Origin of the sequence: Neptunicoccus cionae (assembly GCF_002860325.1) — a bacterium.
Taxonomy (GTDB): domain Bacteria; phylum Pseudomonadota; class Alphaproteobacteria; order Rhodobacterales; family Rhodobacteraceae; genus Amylibacter; species Amylibacter lutimaris.
In genome coordinates this window covers 218596-239357 of sequence record NZ_PKOJ01000006.1, presented here as the reverse complement: position 1 = coordinate 239357, position 20762 = coordinate 218596, and the positions used below count along the sequence as shown (strand labels likewise).

The following is a 20762-nucleotide window of genomic DNA, read 5'->3' as shown; positions in this document are numbered from 1 at the left end:
GCGGGGTTGTTTTTTGTGCAATGGATTTAGAGCAGATCTGTCACGGTCAAATTGATGAAAATTTGATTTAAGCTCCCGTCACACTGAAGCGACTTAATTGACGCTTCCTATGTGAAGGATGGACGATACAGTTATTAGGCGCACAGGGTTGCGGGAAACTGCCATTCTGCCGCCAGAAGTGCGGTGTCTTTAAGGTGTGCTTGTTCCCGGTTTGCACTGATCGTTTTGTGTGCAAAGTCCCCGCTGAAAACTCACTCGGGTCAAACTTTGTTTTTTCCCCAGCGTAAACCTTGCCCTAACGGTTTTTTACCCCCATTCTGTCCCCATAAATACAGGCGCCCGAACGCCTTTCTGGGAGGATAAATTCATGGCCATCTTACGTGATCTGGCATCCGTTGTTGAAATCGAATCCGAAATGCCGGTCGAAGACCGCTGGACTGCGCGTACTGTTTATGAACGCTTGGAACAGACCTGCGAGGCCAACGGCAACCGTGCAGCGGTCAGCTTTCAGTTGCTGTCCGGTCCCACAGACCCGAACATCACGCTGACCTGGAACGAGACCAAACACAAGGTTACTCAGGCGGCCAATCTGTTCCGTTCTCTTGGGGTTGGCCCAAAGGATGTTGTGGCGTACCTCCTGCCTACCACCCATGAAACGGCGATTACCATGATGGGCGGTATGACAGCGGGCATCGTGGCGCCGATCAACCCGACTTTGAAGCCCGACCAGATCGCAGCACTTCTGCGCGAAACCGGTGCCAAAGTGCTGGTAACCCTTAAAGCCTTCCCGAAAACCGAAGTGGCTCAACTGGCTGCAGAAGCCGTGGCACAAGCTCCCAATGTGGAAACCATCGTTGAGGTGGATTTGCTGACCCATCTGACGGGTTTGAAAAAGTTCATCGTGCCGCTGGTACGCCCGAAAGTGGAAGCGAAACACAATGCCAAAGTGCTCGACTTTAACAAGGCGCTGGCGGCGCAATCCGGTGACAAACTGAATTTTGAAGAGGATCTGAACGATCCGTTCTGCGCCTATTTCCACACCGGTGGCACCACAGGCATGCCGAAAATCGCGCAGCACCGCCATTCCGGTATCCTTTATAACGGGATGCTGGGCAGCCTTATGCTGCTGAAGGAAACGGATATTGTGATCTGTCCGCTGCCCATGTTCCACGTCATGGCGGCTCATGTGTTCTGGGCGGCGATGATCACATCGGGCGCGCATATCGTTTTCCCGACCCCTGCTGGTTATCGCGGGGACGGGGTGTTTGACAACTTCTGGAAGCTGGTAGAACGCTACAAGGCGACTTATATGGTCACTGTTCCCACGGCGGCGGCAGCACTTATGCAACGTCCTGTGGATGCGGATATTTCCACGCTGGAAGGCGCGATGTGCGGGTCTTCGCCGCTGCCAGTGGAATTGTTCCGCCGCTTTCAGGATGTGACAGGTGTTGAAATCCTTGAAGGTTACGGCATGACGGAGGCCACTTGTCTGGTGTCCGGCAACCCGAAATACGGGGAGAAGAAAATCGGGTCTGTTGGTCTGCGCTATCCCTATACGGACGTTAAAATCCTGCATTGCGCCGAGGACGGCTCTATCACCAAAGAGTGTGAAGTGGATGAGGTTGGCGAAATCTGCGTCAACAACCCGGGCGTGATGGTCGGAGAGACTTACACAGATGCCTCCAAAAACGTTGGTCTTTATGCGGGTGGCACCCATCTGCGCACGGGCGATCTGGGGCGGTTCGACAGTGACGGCTATCTCTGGATCACCGGTCGTGCGAAAGACCTGATTATCCGTGGCGGTCACAATATCGATCCGGCCCTGATCGAAGAGGCGCTGGCCGGACACAAGGATGTGGCCTTTGCGGGTGCTATCGGCCAGCCGGATATACATGCAGGGGAGCTGCCTTGCGCCTATGTAGAACTCGTGGAAGGTGCGAACACCTCTGTCGACGAACTGATGGAATTTGCCAAGGATCACGTTCCGGAACGGGCGGCCCATCCGAAGTACATCGAAATTCTGGACGAACTGCCGAAAACGGCCGTGGGCAAGATCTTTAAACCGGACCTGCGGCGCAAGGCCATCACGCGGATCTATGACGCAGCGCTTGCGAATGCAGGTGTTGGCGCCTCTGTGGCCGAGGTAATCGAAGACAAGAAACGCGGGCTGGTTGCACAGCTTAAGAAAACCGACCCGTCGGTGACGGACGCGCAAGTATCTGATGTTCTTGGCGGCTTTATTAATCCTTGGGAATGGGCCTAGCCCCTGTTTCCGTTGGAGCGGTAATGGAAAAGGGGGCCGCGGCCCCCTTTTTTATGAGTATGTTTGGAACATTGAAGCCATTGCGGCATTAGTCGGGGCGTCAGGATTTTCCGGCAAAGCGGGTTTGCATTTCGTCCCGTGCATCGTCCGTAATTTTGGCGAACATCACTTCTGGCACAGTAAAAGCGTGTCCGGCTGGCAGGGCGTTCAAAGCATCGACCACGCTGTCAGGCCAACCCGGCGCCGTATTCATTGCGTCCAGCATGGTTTTTGACGCGTCCGGAATGAAGGGTTCGGACAGTATGGCGTAGAACGGGATCAGATTGAGGGCGAAACGTACAGAGGTTGCAGCGGCCTCGGGGTCTTCCTTGAACTTGGACCAGGGGGCGGCCTCTTGCAGGTATTCGTTGCCCAAGGTCCAGATTGCCCGCAACTCGTTCGCGGCCTTGCGGATTTCCATTGCTTCCATATGGGTCTGATAGGTTGTCAGACGGGCCTGCAATGCCTCGATCACTGCCTGCTCGGCAGCGCCGTAGGCGGGGCCTTCGGGAACAACCTCACCGAATTTGGAGCGGCAGAATTTTGTCACGCGGGAAACGAAGTTGCCCAAAACATCCGCCAGATCCTTGTTCACAGAGGACTGGAAGTTTTCCCATGTAAATTCTGAGTCCGAGGATTCGGGAACATGGGACAAGAGCCACCAGCGCCAGTAGTCGCTCGGCAAAATATCGAGCGCCTGATCCATGAAGACGCCGCGCCCTTTGGAAGTAGAGAACTGGCCGCCGTCATAATTCAGGTAGTTGAAGGATTTGATGTAATCCACCAGCTTCCACGGCTCCCCCGATCCCATGATCGTGGCCGGGAAGGAGAGGGTGTGGAAGGGCACATTGTCCTTGCCCATGAACTGGACGTATTTCACATCGTCTGCACCTTTGTCGGTGCGCCACCAGCGTTCCCAATCGGCATCCGTCTTGCCGTTGGCATCGGCCCATTCGGCAGTGCCTGCAATGTATTCGATGGGCGCGTCGAACCAAACGTAAAAAACCTTGCCTTCCATGCCGGGCCAGTCCTCGGTTCCCCGTTTGACCGGAATGCCCCAGTCGAGATCCCGCGTGATGCCGCGATCCCGCAGACCGTCCCCGTCATGCAGCCATTTCTTGGCGATTGAGGTGGTAAGAACCGGCCAGTCGGTCTTGCTGTCGATCCACTGGTCCAGTTTGTCGCGCATGGTCGACTGGCGCAGGTAGAGGTGTTTGGTTTCACGCACTTCCAGATCGGTCGAGCCGGAAATCGCAGAGCGCGGATTGATCAGATCGGTCGGATCAAGCTGCTTGGTGCAGACCTCACACTGGTCACCGCGTGCATCTTCTGAGCCGCAGTTCGGGCAGGTGCCCTCAATATAGCGGTCCGGCAGGAAGCGTCCGTCGGCGTTGGAATAGACCTGTGTTTCAAGCACTTCTTCGATCAGCCCCGCATCCGCCAGTTTGCCGGCAAAATGCTGGGTCAGCTTATGGTTCCGTTCGGAAGAAGAGCGGCCGTAGTGATCGAAAGACAGGCGGAACCCTTCGGCCAGTTCGGATTGCGTGGCGTGCATTTCGCGGCAGTATTCTTCAACCGGTTTGCCAGCCTTGGCAGCGGCCAGTTCTGCCGGCGTGCCGTGTTCATCGGTGGCGCAAATGAACATCACCTCATTGCCCCGCGCACGGTTGTAGCGGGCATATAAGTCAGCAGGCAGTTGCGAGCCTACAAGATTGCCGAGGTGTTTGATCCCGTTGATATAGGGAATGGCGGAGGTGATCAGAATACGGGCCATGGATACGTGCCTTGGATTATTATGCGTGGGAGCGTGCTGCGTGGTTTAGCGGAAGACTTACCGCCAAGCCAGAGGGGAATCAAAGGGGCGCTGCCCCTTTAACCCCCGGATATTGGCCGAAAATGGAAATCAGGCGGCGTGGACACCATCTGCCAGTGTTTTAACAAAGGCCAGAACATCCGCTGCGGGTTCGCCCGCGCCGAGCTTTTCGACAATGGCAGAACCGACCACCGCGCCGTCTGCAACGGCGGCCATTTCCTGTGCATCCTGCGGGGTTTTGATCCCGAAGCCGATGCAGACCGGAATATCCGTGCTTTCCTTGATGCGGGCCACTTCGGCACCCACAGTCTGCGCATTGGCAGAGCCGGAGCCGGTGATGCCATTGATCGCGACGTAGTAGATAAAGCCGGATGTATTTTGCAGCACTTTAGGCAGGCGTTTGGCATCCGTTGTGGGAGTCGCCAGACGGATGAAGTTCAGACCGGCGGCATTGGCGGGCAGGCAGAGTTCATCATCTTCTTCTGGCGGCAGGTCTACGACGATCAGACCGTCGATACCGGCGGCTTTGGCATCTTTGACAAATTGGTCAACGCCGTGGTGATAGATCGGGTTGTAATAGCCCATGAGCACAATCGGGGTTGTGTTGTCTTCCTTGCGGAACTCTGTCGCCATAGCGAGCGTCTTCTTCAGGGTCATCTTGCCATCAAGGGCGCGCTGGCCCGCAAGCTGGATCGTTGCGCCATCTGCCATCGGATCAGTGAAAGGGACCCCCAGTTCGATGATGTCCACACCCGCGGCGGGCAAGCCTTTCATCACTTCGAGCGAGGCTTCGACGTTCGGGTCTCCGGCCATGATGTAGGAAACAAACGCGGATTTGCCCGCGGCTTTCAGTTCAGCGAATTTTGCATCGATACGTGACATGTGTGGCCCTCTTTCCAGTTCAGCGATGAATGCCCGTGACTGCCGCTAAATTCAATGGGGCAAAGTGAGGAACAGGCCTGTTCAATCATTTTTTGTGAACTTCAGGGCCACAAATGGGCATTTGTACCGGATGGGTCCGAGGCTTAGATGGGCAGAAAACGAACGAAAGGAACTTGCAATGCAAATTCAAAGAATCGCCGCGTTTTCCCTTGATGGTGCCGGTGGGAACCCAGCGGGCGTGGTTGTCACTGACGCGCTGCCGTCTGCTGACGAGATGCAAAAGATTGCTGCCGAGGTCGGCTATTCGGAAACCGTATTTGCCGCGCCGCAAGGGGGCGGCTACCGCGTGCGTTATTTCGCACCCCAAGCAGAAGTGGCGTTTTGCGGGCATGCGACGATAGCGCTTGGGGCCGCACTCGGGGCGGCTCACGGGGCCGGGACCTATCAGCTAGCCCTTAATGATGCGGACATCAGTGTAGAGGCATTTCAGTCCGGAACCAGTTGGGCGGCCCGTCTGAGTTCGCCGCCGACACGGCAGGAACCCGCCCTGGACACCCTGAAAGCCGATGTGCTGGCCCTGTTTGGCTGGACCGAGCAGGATCTGGACAGCGCGTTGGAGATCAAGCTGGTTGAAGGCGGAGCGCGCCATTTGCTGGTGCCGTTGCGGAATCACGGCCTGCTGCGCGACATGTCTTATGATTTTGACGAGGGCGCGGCCCTGATGCAGGCCCATTCGCTTGTCACGATCAATCTGGTTTATCGTCAGGATGCGGAAACATTCTTTAGCCGTAATGCCTTTGCCGGCCATGGTGTGTACGAAGATCCCGCAACCGGAGCAGCCGGTGCAGCGCTGGCGGGATACCTGCGGGATAGCGGACGCGGGGAGACGCCGTTCACGATCTATCAGGGGCAGGATATGGATATGCCGTCGCGGCTGGTGGTTACACCTGAAACAGGCAAAGGTGCCCCTGTTCGCGTTGAAGGCGAGACCCGACAGATCATCTGACCCTGCACGCCGGTTCCGCCCGGTGGTGATTGCGTCTTCTGGGTTGCGAAACGCCCCGTTGCAGCCTAGAAGGCGACATCAAATTTCGGAGGCTGGAATGGGCTTTAAGACTGGGATCGTGGGTATGCCGAATGTGGGGAAATCCACATTGTTCAACGCGCTCACCAAGACGGCAGCAGCGCAGGCGGCGAATTTCCCGTTCTGCACAATCGAACCCAACGTGGGCGAGGTTTCTGTACCGGACAAACGGCTGGACACGCTGGCAGAGATCGCCAAGTCCAAACAGATCATTCCGGCTCGGATGACCTTTGTGGATATTGCCGGCCTTGTGAAAGGGGCGAGCAAAGGGGAGGGGCTTGGCAACCAGTTCCTTGCCAACATCCGTGAATGCGATGCAATTGCCCATGTACTGCGTTGTTTTGAGAATGACGACATCACCCATGTGGATGGCCGTGTGAACCCTGTTGAGGATGCGCAGACCATCGAAACAGAACTGATGCTCGCTGATCTTGAAAGCATTGAGAAGCGTCTGACCGGACTGGTCCGCAAGCTGAAAGGTGGCGACAAGGATGCGGTTCTGGCAGATACGCTGCTGCGCCGCGCCAAAGAAGCACTGGAAGAGGGCCGTCCGGCCCGCACGGTTGACGTGGCCGAGGACGAGCGCAAGGCCTGGGATATGCTGCAACTGCTGACCAGCAAGCCGGTTTTGTACGTGTGTAACGTTGAAGAAGAAAACGCAGCCGAAGGAAACGCCTATTCTGCGGCTGTGGCGGAAATGGCCAAAGCTGAAGGCGCGGCCAGCGTTGTGATTTCAGCCGCGATCGAAGAGGAAATCAGCCAGCTTGAGGGCGAAGAGGCTGATATGTTCCTTGAGGAAATGGGTCTGGAAGAAGCAGGGCTCGCGCGGTTGATCAAGGCGGGTTACGGATTGCTGGACCTGCAAACCTATTTCACTGTTGGCCCGAAAGAGGCCCGCGCTTGGACCATTCCGGTCGGCACAGCCGCACCGCAGGCGGCGGGTGTCATTCACGGGGACTTCGAACGCGGGTTCATTCGCGCCGAAACCATCGCTTATGACGATTTTGTTGCCAATGGCGGGGAGCAGGGTGCCAAGGAAAAAGGTAAGATGCGAGCCGAGGGCAAGGCCTATATCGTGTCTGACGGGGATGTGCTGCACTTCCTCTTCAATACCTGACACATAGTCCCAAACGTTTAGAACAGTTTCAGAACCCCCGTTGCCCGAATGCCAAAGGCGGCGGGGGTTTTCTAGTTCTGTGCAGGCTGATGAAGGCGGCGATCAGATCAAATTTGTGGATAACAGGTGCCCGTTCGATCTGGAATGCCTGCGGTTTGCCGGTTTGCTATACCGCAAAGTTTAATAGATTTTTAATTTCGCCAATTTGTTAAAGCACTAGTATCATTAGGTAATATGAATTTTCGCTCCAGTGAAGCCGCGTTAACTTTAGGTTTTCGAAGAGTTGTAGAAGCTACAAATTGATCTAGTAAGATTCTGTTAAAAACTGTCGCGCACTTCGGACACCAGATGAAACGCGCCACAGTTCAACCCGTCAAACCGGGGAACCCAGCGCCATTGCCACGGTGCCGGTATGTTAACATTTCAAGTTGAAGCGACAGTGACAGATACCAAGAAGCTGCTTTTGCAGGGTGTGTCGGATATCGAACTGGTCGGGCTTGATCACGGCTGGACCGTGATCGCGGCCAGCGCTGCGGATAGTGCGCTTACCAGTTTTGATTTCTCTGACGGTCGTATCGGGGAAGTGGTCGACTCGCAAAAATTTACCGACAGCTCCGGAACGCGGACGGTGTGGAACATGACCTTTGCGACCATCGGCGGTTCTGTCGGACTGATCCCTGCTACCCGCTACGAAGATCAGGCGGTGATCTATAATGTCACCGGTGGCGGTGATTTCGCGCCTGCAACCGGCGCGGGCGCTCTTGCGGGGTTCGGGCTGACATTAGCGGTGACAACCGCGGGCGGCGATTATGTCTTTAGCGGCGGGGACGGGATCACCAGCTATCAGCTTGGGGACGGGTTCACGATGGATCAGAGCGGATATTTCGCAGATACGGCAAAGCGGTTTCTGGGCGATGTCAGCGCATTGGCGCATCTGTCGGTTGCGGGCACGGATTATCTGTTTGCGGCTTCGGCGTTTGATGCAGGGCTGAGCAGTTTTCGCATCAAAAGCAACGGAACTTTGCAGTTTATCGGGGATGTGGCGCCCTCTGACGGGTCAGGTTTTTACAAACCGCAGGCGCTGGCGGCGGTGACGGTCGAAAGCTCGGATTATCTGGTGATGGCCTCTGCCGGAACGTCGAGCCTGACGGTGTTTTCTGTGTCAAATGACGGGACATTGCGAGAGGTGGAGCATCTTCTCGACACGCTCGACACCCGTTTCCAGAACGCCAGCCATATCGAGAGCTTCGAATATGACAGCCGCAGCTTTCTGGTGGTGGCGGGTTCGGATGACGGGATTTCGGTGCTGGAGCTTTCTGCGTCCGGTACGCTTAACCATATGGGATCGTTGGCAGATACTTATGAGACGACACTTGATAATGTGTCAGGTCTGTCGGTGGACGTTATCGACGGAGAGGTGGTTCTGCTGGTCAGTTCCGACACGGATCACGGATTTACCCAGATCACCATCGATATGAGCGCGCTGGAGGCGGTGATGCGTGGCAGTGCAGGCGCCGACTGGATGAGGGGAACGCGGGAAGCGGATTACATCGACGGTAAGGACGGCGATGACCTGATTGAAGGGAACAGCGGCGCAGATGTGATTATCGACGGTAAAGGGCGGGATACGCTGTTGGGTGGTGGCGGCGCTGATGTGTTCCGCTTTGTAGAGGACAATACGCCGGACGAGCTGGGGGATTTGCGCCCCAATAACGATCTGATCGACCTGTCCAATTATGCGGGTATCAACCGTTTTTCAGACATTGAGGTAATGGACTGGTGCGATGGGGTGATGATCGTGGTTAACGCGGACATAATTCTGGTGCGGGATTATTCCGGTGTGACCTTTGAAGTGGAGACTTTTGATGCCTCGAACTTCATCTTCTGACTGTAAAACAGGCGCGGATTGCCGCGCCTGTCCTTTTTTGTAATCGGGTTTACTCTGCCGCTTCCTGATAACTTTCCATCGGCGGGCAGGCGCAAATCAGGTTACGGTCGCCATAGGCGTTATCAACACGGTTCACAGGGGACCAGTATTTGTCCACACGGAACGCACCGGGCGGGTAGCAGGCCTGTTCGCGGGTGTAGGGGCGGTCCCAGTCGCCCACCAGATCTTCCACTGTGTGAGGCGCATTTTTCAGCGGGTTATTTTCGCGGTCGATGCGGCCTTCTTCGATGTCCTTGGCCTCGGCATAGATGGCGAGCATAGCATCGCAGAAACGGTCCAGCTCGGCTTTGGTTTCGGACTCTGTCGGCTCGATCATCAATGTTCCTGGCACGGGGAAGGACATGGTCGGCGCGTGGAAACCACAGTCGATCAATCGCTTGGCCACATCGTCCACAGTAACACCGGCGCTGTCTTTCAAAGGGCGGGTGTCGATGATGCATTCATGGGCGACACGGCCATTCGGGCCTTTGTATAGAACGTCAAACGCCCCTTCGAGCCGTTTTGCGATGTAGTTGGCCGAAAGGATCGCGACTTTTGTCGCCTGTGTCAGACCCTCGCCACCCATCATCAGGCAATAGGCCCAGCTGATCGGCAGAAGCGACGGCGACCCGAAGGGAGCAGCCGACACTGCGCCGGCACCGCCTTCATTGTCCAGATGACCTGACAGATGAGGGATCAGGTGCGATTTCACCCCGATTGGCCCCATGCCCGGCCCGCCGCCGCCGTGCGGGATGCAGAAGGTCTTGTGCAGGTTCAGGTGGGACACATCCCCGCCGATTTTCCCCGGTTGGGAGACCCCGACCATCGCGTTCATATTCGCACCGTCCATATAGACCTGACCGCCGAAATCATGGGTAATCTGGCAGACCTCGGTCACGGTGGCTTCAAACACGCCGTGGGTGGAGGGGTAGGTGATCATGCAAGCGGCGAGGTTATCACCGGCAGCTTCGGCTTTCTTGCGGAAATCCTCTACGTCGATATCGCCGTTTTCTGCGGAGTTTACCACAACAACCTTATAGCCCACCATCTGGGCGGAGGCCGGGTTGGTGCCGTGGGCAGAGGTGGGGATCAAGCAGATATTGCGATGCTCTTCGCCATTGGCCTTGTGATAGGACCGAATAGTTAGCAGCCCCGCGTATTCTCCTTGCGCACCCGAATTGGGCTGCATGGAAATCGCGTCATAACCTGTGATCTGGCAGAGCTTGTCGGAAAGATCGTCAATCAGTTCCTTATAGCCTTCGGTCTGGTCCGCAGGGGCAAACGGGTGGATCAGCGAGAATTTCGACCATGTGACCGGCATCATTTCTGCCGCAGAGTTCAGCTTCATCGTACAAGAGCCAAGCGGGATCATCGCACGGTCAAGTGCAAGGTCGCGATCGGCGAGGCGGCGCATGTAGCGCGTCATTTCTTGTTCGGCGCGGTTCATGTGGAACACCGGATGGGTCAGGAAATCCGAAGTGCGCACCATTTCCTGCGGTACGCGGTAGCGCGGCGTGAAATCATCGTCCTTGCGTGTCAGTCCGAAGGACTGCCAGACCGCTTCGATGGTTTCGGGGCGTACCCGTTCATCCAGTGTGATGCCGATTTTGGTGTCACCCACCTTGCGGAAGTTCAGACCGTGTTGCACGCCCGACTGCATGATGACAGATTGCAGGTGGCCCACCTCTACGGTGATTGTGTCAAAGAATACTTCCGGCTCTACCTTCAGCCCCATGCTTTCCAGCCCTTCGGCCATCCGCACGGTCTTGCGGTGGATGCGCTGGGCGATGGCTCGCAGTCCGTCGGGTCCGTGGAACACCGCATACATGGACGCCATGACCGCCAGCAAGGCCTGTGCGGTACAAACGTTCGACGTGGCCTTCTCGCGGCGGATATGCTGTTCGCGGGTTTGCAGGGCAAGGCGATAGGCGCGGTTGCCCCGTGCATCAATGGACACGCCAACAAGGCGGCCCGGCATCGCCCGTTTGTAAGCCTCTTTCGTAGCCATATAAGCTGCATGTGGTCCGCCGTAGCCTTCGGGCACGCCAAAGCGCTGGGTGGAGCCAACCGCAATGTCCGCGCCCATTGCACCCGGCTCTTTCAGCAGGGTCAGCGACAGCGGGTCCGCAGCGATGACGCCAATGGCCTTGGCTTCGTGCAGTGCTGCAATCTGGTCGGTGAAGTCGCGCAGATGACCATAGGTGCCCGGATACTGGAAAATGGCGCCAAAGACGGCTGTTGCGTCCAGATCGGTCTCGGGGTTGCCGATGATCAGTTCGATATCCAGCGGTTCGGCCCGCGTGCGCATCACTGCGATGTTCTGGGGGTGGCAGTTTTCGTCGATGAAAAACGCCTTGGCTTTGGATTTGGCCACCCGTTGCGCCATGGTCATGGCTTCGGCGCAGGCTGTCGATTCATCCAGCAGCGAGGCGTTGGCGATTTCCAGCCCTGTCAGGTCGGACACCATCGTCTGGAAGTTCAAAAGCGCCTCAAGCCGCCCTTGGGAAATTTCCGGTTGGTAAGGCGTATAGGCCGTGTACCATGCGGGATTTTCCAGAATATTGCGCTGGATGGCAGGGGGCGTCACCGTGCCGTGATAGCCCTGACCGATGAGCGAGTGCAGAACCTTGTTCTTCTCGGCTGTGCGGCGCATGTGATACAACACTTCCCGTTCGGATTTGGCCCGCTCCCAGACCAGTGGCTCCTTGCGGCGGATTTCTGCGGGAACAGTTTCGTCAATCAGCGCGTCGAGCGACTCTTTGCCCAAAAGCTTCAGCATATCGCTCATCTCTTCAGGGGAGGGGCCGATATGGCGACGGTTCGCGAAATCATAAGGCAGGTAATCGGTGGCTTTGAACGGCATAGGGAACTCCTTGCAGCAGTGTTCAGACAGGCGGGCGCATCCGGTTTTGGGTAGCGGACGCAGGATTGGTACTTAGGGCCGGAAGAGAAAGGGGCGTTAGTCCGGCGGAATGTGTTGCAGAACGTTGAGGAGCGTTCCAAACGGGTCGTGCACGAAAAAGCGGCGCACGCCCCAGTCTTCTTTGGCAGGCCCGTAAACGGGCTGGTGTCCGGCGGCGGTGCAGCGTTCCAGCACCTCGTCCAGATTGTCCACCTCGATGGAAATATCCGGCACAGGCGTGTCATTGCCCCCTTGGGTCATAAAGCTGATCTGCGGTTTGGCGGCTGTGCCGCCTCCCAGCGTTTTGATCCACTTCATATCCATCAGGACCTCCATGCCGATGATGTCGCCATAAAACGCCTCTGCTTTGGCCGGGTCGTCGCAGGCAATATCAGGCATGATCCGCAGTACCGCCATCAGATCAGGCGATCAGCGCATTGTAAGCAGCTTCGTCCATCAGATCATCCAGATCCGCCATGTTGTCGGGCTTCATCTTGAAGAACCAGGCCTTGCCCAGCGGGTCTTCGTTAACCAGAGTCGGGTTTTCCAGCAGTTCCTCGTTCACTTCAACGATTTCACCGTCGATCGGAGCCATAATGTCGGAGGCCGCTTTAACGCTCTCGATGACAACGATATCTTCGTCTTTTGTCACTTCTGCGCCGACTTCGGGCAGTTCCACAAACACCAGTTCGCCAAGCGCGTCTGCGGCGTGTTTCGTGATGCCTACGATCACGATGTCGTCTTCGGCCAGCAGCCATTCGTGTTCTTCGGTAAATTTCATAGGTCTGTTCCCTGCGTCTGGTTGGGTTATCGTTTGAAGTTTGCGGGTGTGAAAGGCAGTGCTGCTATACGAACAGGAAGACGTTTCCCGCGCAACTCTGCAAATAGGGTGGTGTCCTTGGCGGACAGATCGGTGGCGACGTATCCCATGGCTACGGGCCGCCCGACAGTCGGGCCGAAACCGCCCGAGGTAATGGTGCCGATTTGTGTGTCACTGTCGCTATCGGCATACAGCGGGGTGCCGCCGCGCATCGGGGCGCGGCCTTCGGGGGCAATACCGACCCGTTTGCGGGATACACCATCTGCCATCTGGGACAGGATTATGTCTGCGCCCGGAAAGCCGCCTTCACGGTCTCCGCCACTGCGCCGTGCTTTCTGGATTGCCCAGGTCAGCGCTGCCTCGATCGGGGTGGTTTGCGTGTCGATGTCATTGCCGTAAAGACACAAGCCGCCCTCAAGCCGCAGGCTGTCCCGCGCGCCAAGCCCGATCATCTCTACCTCGTCCATTGCCAGCAGGTCCCGTGCGAGTCCTGTAGCCTGATCCGCAGGCACAGAGATTTCATAGCCGTCCTCTCCTGTGTAGCCGGAACGGGAAATCCAAAGGTCGACACCTTTGTAGGGCATGGTTCTCACGTCCATAAAGGCCATGTCTGCTACTTCGGGGATCAGGCGCGTAAGGGCCGTTTCCGCCTGCGGTCCCTGAAGGGCCAGAAGGGCGCGGTCGTCATGCATGTGCAATTCGCAACTGTCAGAGATATGCGCCTGCATATGGGCGAAATCGTCATCCTTACAGGCACCGTTCACCACGACATACAAATGGTCGCCCCGATTGGCGAACATCAGGTCGTCGCGGATGCCGCCCTGATCGTTGGTCAGCATCCCGTAACGTTGACGGCCTTCTTTCAGTGCAAGCACATCCATCGGAATCAGACTTTCGAGTGCAAGTGCCGCATCTTCGATATTGCCGGATTTGGGGCGGATGATCACCTGACCCATGTGACTGACATCAAACAGGCCGGCAGCATCGCGGGTGTGGTTGTGTTCCTTCATCACTCCAAGAGGAAACTGCACAGGCATTTCATAGCCGGCAAAAGGCACCATTTTGGCGTCAAGTTCTAGGTGAAGATCATACAGCGGTGTCTGTTTCAGATCGGACAATCCGGCCTCCTGTGTGTATCAGCCGGTCGGATTTCCGGCATCGGTCTGGCAGCGCAAATGCGCAACCGCGATGCCCCCTCTGTTCTTATTGCCTGAGATCGCTATCCCTTCGGCGGACACATATGTGCCTCTCTCCAGAGTGTGTAAGATCGGCGGTCCTTTTGCCTGAGAGTTTCCGGGGCGGTTGCTCCTTCGGCACCAGCTGGGCTGGCTTCTCCCGACTCGATCTGCTGTGCACCATAGTATGCAATTCTAACCTGTTCAAGGTATCGCGGCCCCAATTTTGCGGTGGAATTCAGTCTGTTTCACTATAGGTTGCTGGCAATTAACACCGATACGGAGAACGATAATGCGCTATCTTCACACAATGGTCCGCGTGGCCGATCTGGATGAATCCTTGGACTTCTGGTGCAACAAGATGGGTCTGATCGAGACCCGCCGCACCGAGGTGCCCGAAGGCAAGTTTACCCTGATTTTTCTTGCCGCCCCCAAGGACGAGGCCAGCTCCCGCGCACAAAACGCCCCTGAACTGGAACTGACCTACAACTGGGACAGTGACGAAAAGCTTGAAACAGGCCGCAGCTGGGGTCATCTGGCATACAAGGTGGATAACATTTACGAAACCTGTCAGGCGCTGATGGACAAAGGCGTTGTGATCAACCGCCCGCCACGGGACGGACGCATGGCCTTTGTGAAATCCCCTGACAATGTGTCCATCGAATTGCTGCAAGAAGGCGACTCCCTTGCGCCGGCAGAGCCTTGGGCCAGCATGGAAAACACCGGCGAGTGGTGAGTTTCTGAGAAGATTGCCCCGTCCGGCACCACCGGACGGGGAGCAATCGTGGTCTGGTTCCAGATTGACAGCGGCATTGGCCAGCGGGCAGGGCGGACTGACTTTGAGCGGCCTAAAGGTCGCAGAACGTGTTGCAGGAATAACATTCGCCCGCCCGACCGGTTTCGTTCGTGCGGCGCGGCTGGACATGGTTCTTGCTTGGTTGCACTCTGATAACAGGAAACGGTCGGAGGCAGAGTGGCATCAGATCAACTGGATATCAGGCTGCGCCATGACAGCGGGCTGCTACGCACATGGGCCCATCGGGGAACGTCGGACACGCTGGTTTTGAGTTTTTCCGGGATTGGCAACGTAGATCAGGACTGCCCGCCGCCGGAATTTATCCGCAGCGCCACATGCGGTGGTATTCACAACGTTCTCTTCCTCGCCGATCCGCAGCGAAGCTGGTTGAATGCGCCGGGACTGATTGCGCTGATGCAGGAAGAGATCGAGAGCTTCCGCCAGACCTGCGGTGTAACCCGTACTGTAGCGATGGGGCATTCGATGGGCGGGTTCAGTGCGCTGGTCGCACCCTCCTTTACGAAAGTGCAGCAGGTTCTGGCCTTTGCGCCGCAACTTTCGGTTCATCCCGAAGTGGTGCCGGATGATCACCGCTGGGCCAACTGGCGTGCGCGGATTGACGCCTTTGCAATCAGGTCCGCCGCCGACCATCTGAATGGCGAAACCGCTTATTGCGTGATCCACGGGCGTCACGGACGGGAAGCCCCTCAGCGGGACCGTTTCCCGCGCCCGAAGAACCTGCGCCACTACGTAATGCCGCGCACAAACCATAACGTGCCACAACGGCTCAAGGCGCTGGGCTGTTTGCCGGAGATTACTTCTCTGGCTATTGAAGGGCGGGCACGCAAGCTGTTGTTGTTAATGAAAGCACGGACCCAAGCCACCCTGTTGGCAGCCGGTCCGACACAATCAACCTAGAGTCACTGGAACCTTTGCCGCTCCGGAACGTTGGGTACCGTAAGAAATTGCGCAGTAACCAACATGGAAGGGTCCATTATGACCGATAAAAAGTCCCCCCCTACGACAACAGATGCCGGCATTCGCGTTCGCAGCGACGAGCATTCCCTGACCGTCGGACCGGATGGCCCGATCGTTCTGAACGATCACTATCTCCTTGAGCAGATGGCGAATTTCAACCGTGAGCGCATCCCCGAACGCCAGCCCCACGCCAAAGGTTCCGGCGCATTCGGGACGTTTGAAACCACACAGGATGTGTCCAAGTTCACCAAGGCAAAAATCTTCCAGCCCGGTGCCAGTTGCGATGTGGTGATGCGGTTTTCTACGGTTGCAGGCGAAAGAGGCAGCCCTGACACATGGCGCGATCCGCGTGGCTTTTCGGTGAAAATGTATACGGAGGATGGCAACTTTGATATGGTCGGAAACAACACGCCGATCTTCTTTATTCGCGATCCGCTGAAATTCCAGCATTTCATCCGCAGCCAGAAACGTCGTGCAGACAATAACCTGCGCGATCACGACATGCAGTGGGATTTCTGGACCCTGTCGCCCGAAAGCGCCCATCAGGTGACCTATCTTATGGGGGACCGTGGTATCCCGCGTACATGGCGCGAGATGAACGGCTACTCCAGCCATACCTATTCGCTGGTCAACGCTGATGGCGAAAAATTCTGGGTTAAATTCCACTTCCATACGGATCAGGGGGACGGAAACGCTTATCTTAGTCAGGAGGAAGCGGATAAGATGGCTGGTATGGACGGGGATTACCACCGCCGCGACCTGTTTAACCATATAGCCGACGGAGAATTCCCGAGCTGGACCCTGAAGTGGCAGGTGATGCCCTTCGAGGATGCTAAAACCTACCGGATCAACCCCTTTGACCTGACCAAAGTCTGGCCACATGCAGATTATCCGCTGATGGAGGTGGGCAAGCTGACCCTGAACCGGAACCCGACCGACTTCCACACAGAAATCGAACAGGCTGCATTCGAGCCGAACAACATGGTGCCCGGTATTGGGCTGTCTCCGGACAAAATGCTGCTGGCCCGTGGCTTTTCCTATGCCGATGCGCATCGTGCACGGCTCGGCGTGAATTATAAGCATATTCCGGTAAACGCACCCAAGGCACCGGTCCATAGCTACTCCAAGGACGGGGCAGGGCGCACGGTAAAAGTGCAGGATCCGGTTTATGCGCCCAATTCCTACGGTGGACCTTCCGCGCAGCCCGAAGCAGGTGAGGAAGCGGGTATCTGGCACGCTGACGGCGAAATGGTGCGTTCTGCTTATACCCTTCGCAAGGATGATGACGACTGGTCACAGGCGGGCACCCTTGTGCGCGACGTAATGGATGCAGACGCAAGAGAGCGTCTGGTACAAAACGTTGTTGGTCATTTGACAGACGGTGTCAGTGAAAAAGTACTCGTGCGCGCATTTGAATACTGGCGCAACATCGACGGGGACACCGGCGACAAGATCGAAAAGGGTGTTCGCGACAAGCTGGGCGGCAAATCCAAAGCCCCCGGCATGGCCTCCGCCAAAAGCATCGGCGGCTGATTTGGCCTGACAGCTGTGCGGGGCAGAGATATCCCCGCACGGCAACCTCCTTGAAATAACGGCAGAACGGAGTAAGATTTACCCCAAGGCAATTCCTAATATTTTTTCAGCACATTTTTTTAGATGGGAAAGTCTATGGTTAATATTCACTCTCTTTTCGACGGCAGCAGCGATATTGAAAACGAGCCGGTTGGCGAAGACGACAACGCGGATCTGACTTGGTCCGGCTATCTGCCGTTTTATTCTGTCTACGATGATACTGACAGCCGGTTCTATAACGTTAACGCCAGTTTTACTGGCTCGAACTGGACCGTTGCCTATATGGCGTTTCATGCCAAAGGGGGCAGCAAGGCGACGATTTTCGACAGCGGGACTAACACCAATATCGGCGTTCTGGCGCTGGGCGAAAATTCCGACATTGTGCTGGACGGGACGCAGGTTAACTACATCGAAGGCTGGGGCGGGGTGCATGACATTACCCTTGGTTCCCATCACACTGAAACCGTCCGTCTTGGCGGGGACAACGTTAAGCTCAAGGTCGGGTCGGGTGGCGTTGAAACCATCGGCATCAATGCGGATGCCACTGTTGTTATCGATGGTAGGGTGGAGGCCCTGCGCATCAGTGACGGCGATCATTCCATTCGCTTGAAGTCAGGGCAGGTCAAGTTTCTTGACCTTGGTGGTAATAACAATACCGTGGTTGTCGAAGCAGACACGGATATTGCTGCGGCACGCACGTATACCGAGACCGGCCTGTCCAAGTTCGATATCAAAGACGGCGGCGATATGCGGGTTCTTACGTCCAATGGTGGTGATGTGGAAATCACCATGGAAGGGTCCGGCCGCATCCGAACTATCGAAGCCTTTGAGGGTACATTAAACATGACCACAGACGAACGGTATGTTCAAAGTCTGGTGGCCTACGACTCTGTCTCGCAGATCAATATCGGTACTGGCGGGATCGGGGCGATACAGATCGGCTCCGGCTCTGGGATGTCTCATGTGATCTCGGCAGAGGGGTCTATCGACAGCCTGACCGTCTTTGGAGAGGATACCGTGAAACTGGCCCTTGGCGACGGGGGAGCGGGCACATTGCGGACCGGTAAAGGCGGTGACAAAGTAAACGGGGGCAATGGTAATGTAGATTTCCTGAATACCCGCGACGGCAATGACGTGGTTGTCACCGGCAGCGGCTATTTCGGTGTGATCCACACAGGTGAGGGGCGCGACAAGGTCACCTTGAACGGCGAAGCCGGAACCATCCGGCTTGGCGGGGGAAATGACAAGTTCTTTGGCGGCAGCGGAGATGATTTCGTTGTGGGCGGGTCCGGCAACGACCTGATGAAAGGCGGCGGTGGAGACGACATTTTCCTGTTTTCGCAAGATAGCGGCAACGACAAGCTGCGCGCTTTCAAACAGGGGGACGACCTGATGTTGGTTCATGATCATGAAGGTGGTTTTGACTCCCTGACCATCACGAAAGTGGGCCGCCATAAAGTGATCGAGCATGACGGCGGCACGATCAAATTGCTGGGGTTGGGTAAAGCGGACATAACCGAAGACGACTTCTCGTTTATCTGACACGTGTTCGAGGGCTTTGAAGTTCGGGAGGCTGGGACTGACCAGCCTCTACCGTATGTAAAAAGCGTTCGCATTGTTACTCGTTTTGAAAGATGTCCCAAACAGGGTGAGTTTCACCATGCGACGCCGGGCCTCATAAGGCTGATGGCAGATAGGGCATGTGCTTGTTTGTGTTGAGGAAAGAGGGGCCTCAGCCTTGCGCAGGCAAAGGATAGTTAACCATCATCTCCGTAGGCCAAAGAGGAGCTTGTCCTGCGCGAAATTCTCTGTGTTCCGACTTAAATTTCGGTCGATATTATTTCAATTGCTCAAAGAGAGCGCTGCAAATCTGTGGATGTGATTATAATTTAACCACTTGGCTGTTTGAGGCCCGTTTTCCCTTACATTTTGTTGCTCCGGCGCGGGCGAAATCTAACGTGGAATCATGATCAAAGATATTGCCCATTTTAGTGAAATGCATGATTCCAACGGGAAACCACGGGGCCCCTACGTGCATTATGACGATTGGTTCGATAAGCAGAACAACGAGCGCTTTGCCAAGAAATCTCAGGAAGCCGAAGCATTCTTTCGGCGCACTGGTATTACTTTTAACGTTTACGGACAGCAGGACGCTGAGGAGCGGTTGATCCCCTTCGATCTGGTTCCCCGCATCATTTCTTCACGGGAATGGACTAAGCTGTCCAAAGGTATCGAGCAGCGTATCCGTGCCCTGAATGCGTTTTTGCATGATATTTACAATCGGCAGGAAATCCTGAGAGCCGGTGTAATTCCAATCGATCTGATCGCACAGAACGATGCGTTTCTGCCGCAGATGATGGATTTCAGCCCGCCTGGAAATATCTACACCCATATCGTTGGCACAGACATCGTGCGCACGGGCGAAGATGATTTTTTCGTGCTCGAAGATAATGCGCGAACACCGTCAGGTGTCAGCTACATGCTCGAGAACCGCGAGACGATGTTGCAGATGTTTCCGGAACTGTTCAGCGCAATACCTGTGCAGCCGGTAAGCGACTATCCCAAGAACCTCCGCCGGTCGTTGGAGGCTTCTGCCCCGCGCGGGTGTAAGGGGCGTCCTTGTGTTGCCATTCTCACGCCGGGGATTCACAACTCCGCCTATTACGAACACAGCTTTTTAGCAGACCAGATGGGCGTCGAGCTGGTGGAAGGGCACGATCTGCGGGTCGTTGACGGACATATCGCCATGCGCACCACGAAAGGGTACAGAACCATTGATGTGCTGTATCGTCGTGTAGATGATGAATACCTCGACCCACTGACATTTAATCCGGAATCCATGCTGGGGGTGCCGGGGGTCATGGATGTCTATCGCGCGGGAAATATTACGATAGCCAATGCCCCCGGAACCGGTGTGGCAGATGATAAGGCGGTTTACAGCTATATCCCCGAGATTATCAAATTTTATACCGGTGAACCGGCGATCCTCAAAAATGTTGAAACGCGGCGGTGCTCTGACCCGCAACAACTGAAATATGTTTTGGATAATCTGGCTGATCTGGTGGTTAAAGAGGTTCACGGTTCGGGCGGTTACGGAATGCTCGTCGGCCCCGCGGCATCCAAAAAGGAGCTGTCGGAATTCGCCGAAAAACTGCGTGCGCGCCCGAACAACTACATCGCTCAGCCGACATTGTCGCTCTCTACCGTTCCTATTTTTACCGATAGCGGCCTTGCGCCCCGCCATGTCGATCTGCGCCCCTTTGCGCTGGTATCCCCGAACGGGGTGAATATCACACCGGGCGGGCTCACCCGTGTTGCGTTGAAAGAGGGCTCGCTTGTGGTGAATTCAAGCCAGGGCGGCGGCACAAAAGACACTTGGGTATTGGAAGACTGA

At 56.1% G+C, this 20762-nt stretch carries 15 protein-coding genes and 1 riboswitch; of the genes, 9 read left to right on the top strand and 6 right to left on the bottom strand.

Features of this window, described 5'->3' with window-relative positions:
- Positions 1 to 367: 367 nt before the first annotated feature.
- Positions 368 to 2263 (top strand): acyl-CoA synthetase, encoded by a 1896-nt coding sequence (locus C0U40_RS14940; RefSeq protein WP_101656604.1) that lies wholly within the window; start codon positions 368 to 370, stop codon positions 2261 to 2263.
- A gap of 100 nt (positions 2264 to 2363) precedes the next feature.
- Here the strand turns inward: C0U40_RS14940 and metG are convergent, their stop codons facing one another.
- Both metG and trpA read right to left on the bottom strand, forming a co-directional pair.
- On the bottom strand, positions 2364 to 4076 hold the full coding sequence (gene metG / locus C0U40_RS14935; protein WP_101656603.1) for a methionine--tRNA ligase: 1713 nt from the start codon (positions 4074 to 4076) through the stop codon (positions 2364 to 2366).
- Positions 4077 to 4205: 129 nt separating this feature from the next.
- Positions 4206 to 4997 carry a tryptophan synthase subunit alpha gene (gene trpA / locus C0U40_RS14930; protein ID WP_101656602.1) on the bottom strand — a complete coding sequence of 264 codons (792 nt, stop codon included), beginning with the start codon at positions 4995 to 4997 and terminating at the stop codon, positions 4206 to 4208.
- A 178-nt stretch (positions 4998 to 5175) separates the two neighbouring features.
- Between trpA and C0U40_RS14925 the strand changes: the two genes are divergently transcribed.
- From C0U40_RS14925 to C0U40_RS14915, 3 genes are all read left to right on the top strand, one after another.
- A complete protein-coding gene (locus C0U40_RS14925) occupies positions 5176 to 6003 on the top strand; it encodes a PhzF family phenazine biosynthesis protein (RefSeq protein ID WP_101656601.1) in 828 nt (275 codons plus the stop codon).
- A 97-nt stretch (positions 6004 to 6100) separates the two neighbouring features.
- Positions 6101 to 7198: a redox-regulated ATPase YchF gene (gene ychF / locus C0U40_RS14920; protein WP_101656600.1), complete on the top strand. Its 1098-nt coding sequence runs from the start codon at positions 6101 to 6103 to the stop codon at positions 7196 to 7198.
- Between the two features lie 412 nt (positions 7199 to 7610).
- The gene (locus C0U40_RS14915) at positions 7611 to 9086 is read left to right on the top strand and encodes a calcium-binding protein (protein WP_101656599.1); all 1476 of its coding nucleotides are present in this window, start codon (positions 7611 to 7613) and stop codon (positions 9084 to 9086) included.
- Between the two features lie 49 nt (positions 9087 to 9135).
- Here the strand turns inward: C0U40_RS14915 and gcvP are convergent, their stop codons facing one another.
- The 4 genes from gcvP to gcvT all read right to left on the bottom strand — a co-directional run bounded on the left by gcvP (position 9136) and on the right by gcvT (position 13965).
- The gene (gcvP, locus tag C0U40_RS14910) at positions 9136 to 11988 is read right to left on the bottom strand and encodes an aminomethyl-transferring glycine dehydrogenase (protein WP_101656598.1); all 2853 of its coding nucleotides are present in this window, start codon (positions 11986 to 11988) and stop codon (positions 9136 to 9138) included.
- A 96-nt stretch (positions 11989 to 12084) separates the two neighbouring features.
- Positions 12085 to 12426: a VOC family protein gene (locus tag C0U40_RS14905; protein WP_286135014.1), complete on the bottom strand. Its 342-nt coding sequence runs from the start codon at positions 12424 to 12426 to the stop codon at positions 12085 to 12087.
- Positions 12427 to 12448: 22 nt separating this feature from the next.
- Positions 12449 to 12808: a glycine cleavage system protein GcvH gene (gcvH, locus tag C0U40_RS14900; RefSeq protein WP_101656596.1), complete on the bottom strand. Its 360-nt coding sequence runs from the start codon at positions 12806 to 12808 to the stop codon at positions 12449 to 12451.
- A gap of 26 nt (positions 12809 to 12834) precedes the next feature.
- Positions 12835 to 13965, bottom strand: a complete 1131-nt coding sequence (gene gcvT, locus C0U40_RS14895; protein ID WP_101656595.1) for a glycine cleavage system aminomethyltransferase GcvT — start codon at positions 13963 to 13965, stop codon at positions 12835 to 12837.
- A gap of 143 nt (positions 13966 to 14108) precedes the next feature.
- Positions 14109 to 14195, bottom strand: a riboswitch (glycine riboswitch).
- A gap of 119 nt (positions 14196 to 14314) precedes the next feature.
- On the opposite strand from gcvT, the gene C0U40_RS14890 reads away from it, so the two are divergent.
- The 5 genes from C0U40_RS14890 (at position 14315) to C0U40_RS14870 (ending at position 20762) form a co-directional block, all read left to right on the top strand.
- Positions 14315 to 14758 carry a VOC family protein gene (locus C0U40_RS14890; RefSeq protein ID WP_101656594.1) on the top strand — a complete coding sequence of 148 codons (444 nt, stop codon included), beginning with the start codon at positions 14315 to 14317 and terminating at the stop codon, positions 14756 to 14758.
- Positions 14759 to 14995: 237 nt separating this feature from the next.
- Complete coding sequence (locus C0U40_RS14885) at positions 14996 to 15736, top strand: alpha/beta hydrolase-fold protein (protein ID WP_101656593.1); 741 nt, start codon at positions 14996 to 14998, stop codon at positions 15734 to 15736.
- 78 nt (positions 15737 to 15814) lie between these two features.
- Entirely contained in the window at positions 15815 to 17329 is a 1515-nt protein-coding gene (locus C0U40_RS14880) for a catalase (protein WP_101656667.1), read from the top strand.
- Positions 17330 to 17464: 135 nt separating this feature from the next.
- The gene (locus C0U40_RS14875) at positions 17465 to 18910 is read left to right on the top strand and encodes a calcium-binding protein (protein ID WP_101656592.1); all 1446 of its coding nucleotides are present in this window, start codon (positions 17465 to 17467) and stop codon (positions 18908 to 18910) included.
- A 424-nt stretch (positions 18911 to 19334) separates the two neighbouring features.
- A complete protein-coding gene (locus tag C0U40_RS14870) occupies positions 19335 to 20762 on the top strand; it encodes a circularly permuted type 2 ATP-grasp protein (protein WP_101656591.1) in 1428 nt (475 codons plus the stop codon).

Bases quoted from the DNA above. Each gene is read 5' to 3' on its own strand.
- C0U40_RS14940 (WP_101656604.1), top strand. From the start codon at position 368: ATGGCCATCTTACGTGATCTGGCATCCGTTGTTGAAATCGAATCCGAA.
- metG (WP_101656603.1), bottom strand. From the start codon at position 4,076: ATGGCCCGTATTCTGATCACCTCCGCCATTCCCTATATCAACGGGATC.
- trpA (WP_101656602.1), bottom strand. From the start codon at position 4,997: ATGTCACGTATCGATGCAAAATTCGCTGAACTGAAAGCCGCGGGCAAA.
- C0U40_RS14925 (WP_101656601.1), top strand. From the start codon at position 5,176: ATGCAAATTCAAAGAATCGCCGCGTTTTCCCTTGATGGTGCCGGTGGG.
- ychF (WP_101656600.1), top strand. From the start codon at position 6,101: ATGGGCTTTAAGACTGGGATCGTGGGTATGCCGAATGTGGGGAAATCC.
- C0U40_RS14915 (WP_101656599.1), top strand. From the start codon at position 7,611: ATGTTAACATTTCAAGTTGAAGCGACAGTGACAGATACCAAGAAGCTG.
- gcvP (WP_101656598.1), bottom strand. From the start codon at position 11,988: ATGCCGTTCAAAGCCACCGATTACCTGCCTTATGATTTCGCGAACCGT.
- C0U40_RS14905 (WP_286135014.1), bottom strand. From the start codon at position 12,426: ATGCCTGATATTGCCTGCGACGACCCGGCCAAAGCAGAGGCGTTTTAT.
- gcvH (WP_101656596.1), bottom strand. From the start codon at position 12,808: ATGAAATTTACCGAAGAACACGAATGGCTGCTGGCCGAAGACGACATC.
- C0U40_RS14890 (WP_101656594.1), top strand. From the start codon at position 14,315: ATGCGCTATCTTCACACAATGGTCCGCGTGGCCGATCTGGATGAATCC.
- C0U40_RS14880 (WP_101656667.1), top strand. From the start codon at position 15,815: ATGACCGATAAAAAGTCCCCCCCTACGACAACAGATGCCGGCATTCGC.
- C0U40_RS14875 (WP_101656592.1), top strand. From the start codon at position 17,465: ATGGTTAATATTCACTCTCTTTTCGACGGCAGCAGCGATATTGAAAAC.
- C0U40_RS14870 (WP_101656591.1), top strand. From the start codon at position 19,335: ATGATCAAAGATATTGCCCATTTTAGTGAAATGCATGATTCCAACGGG.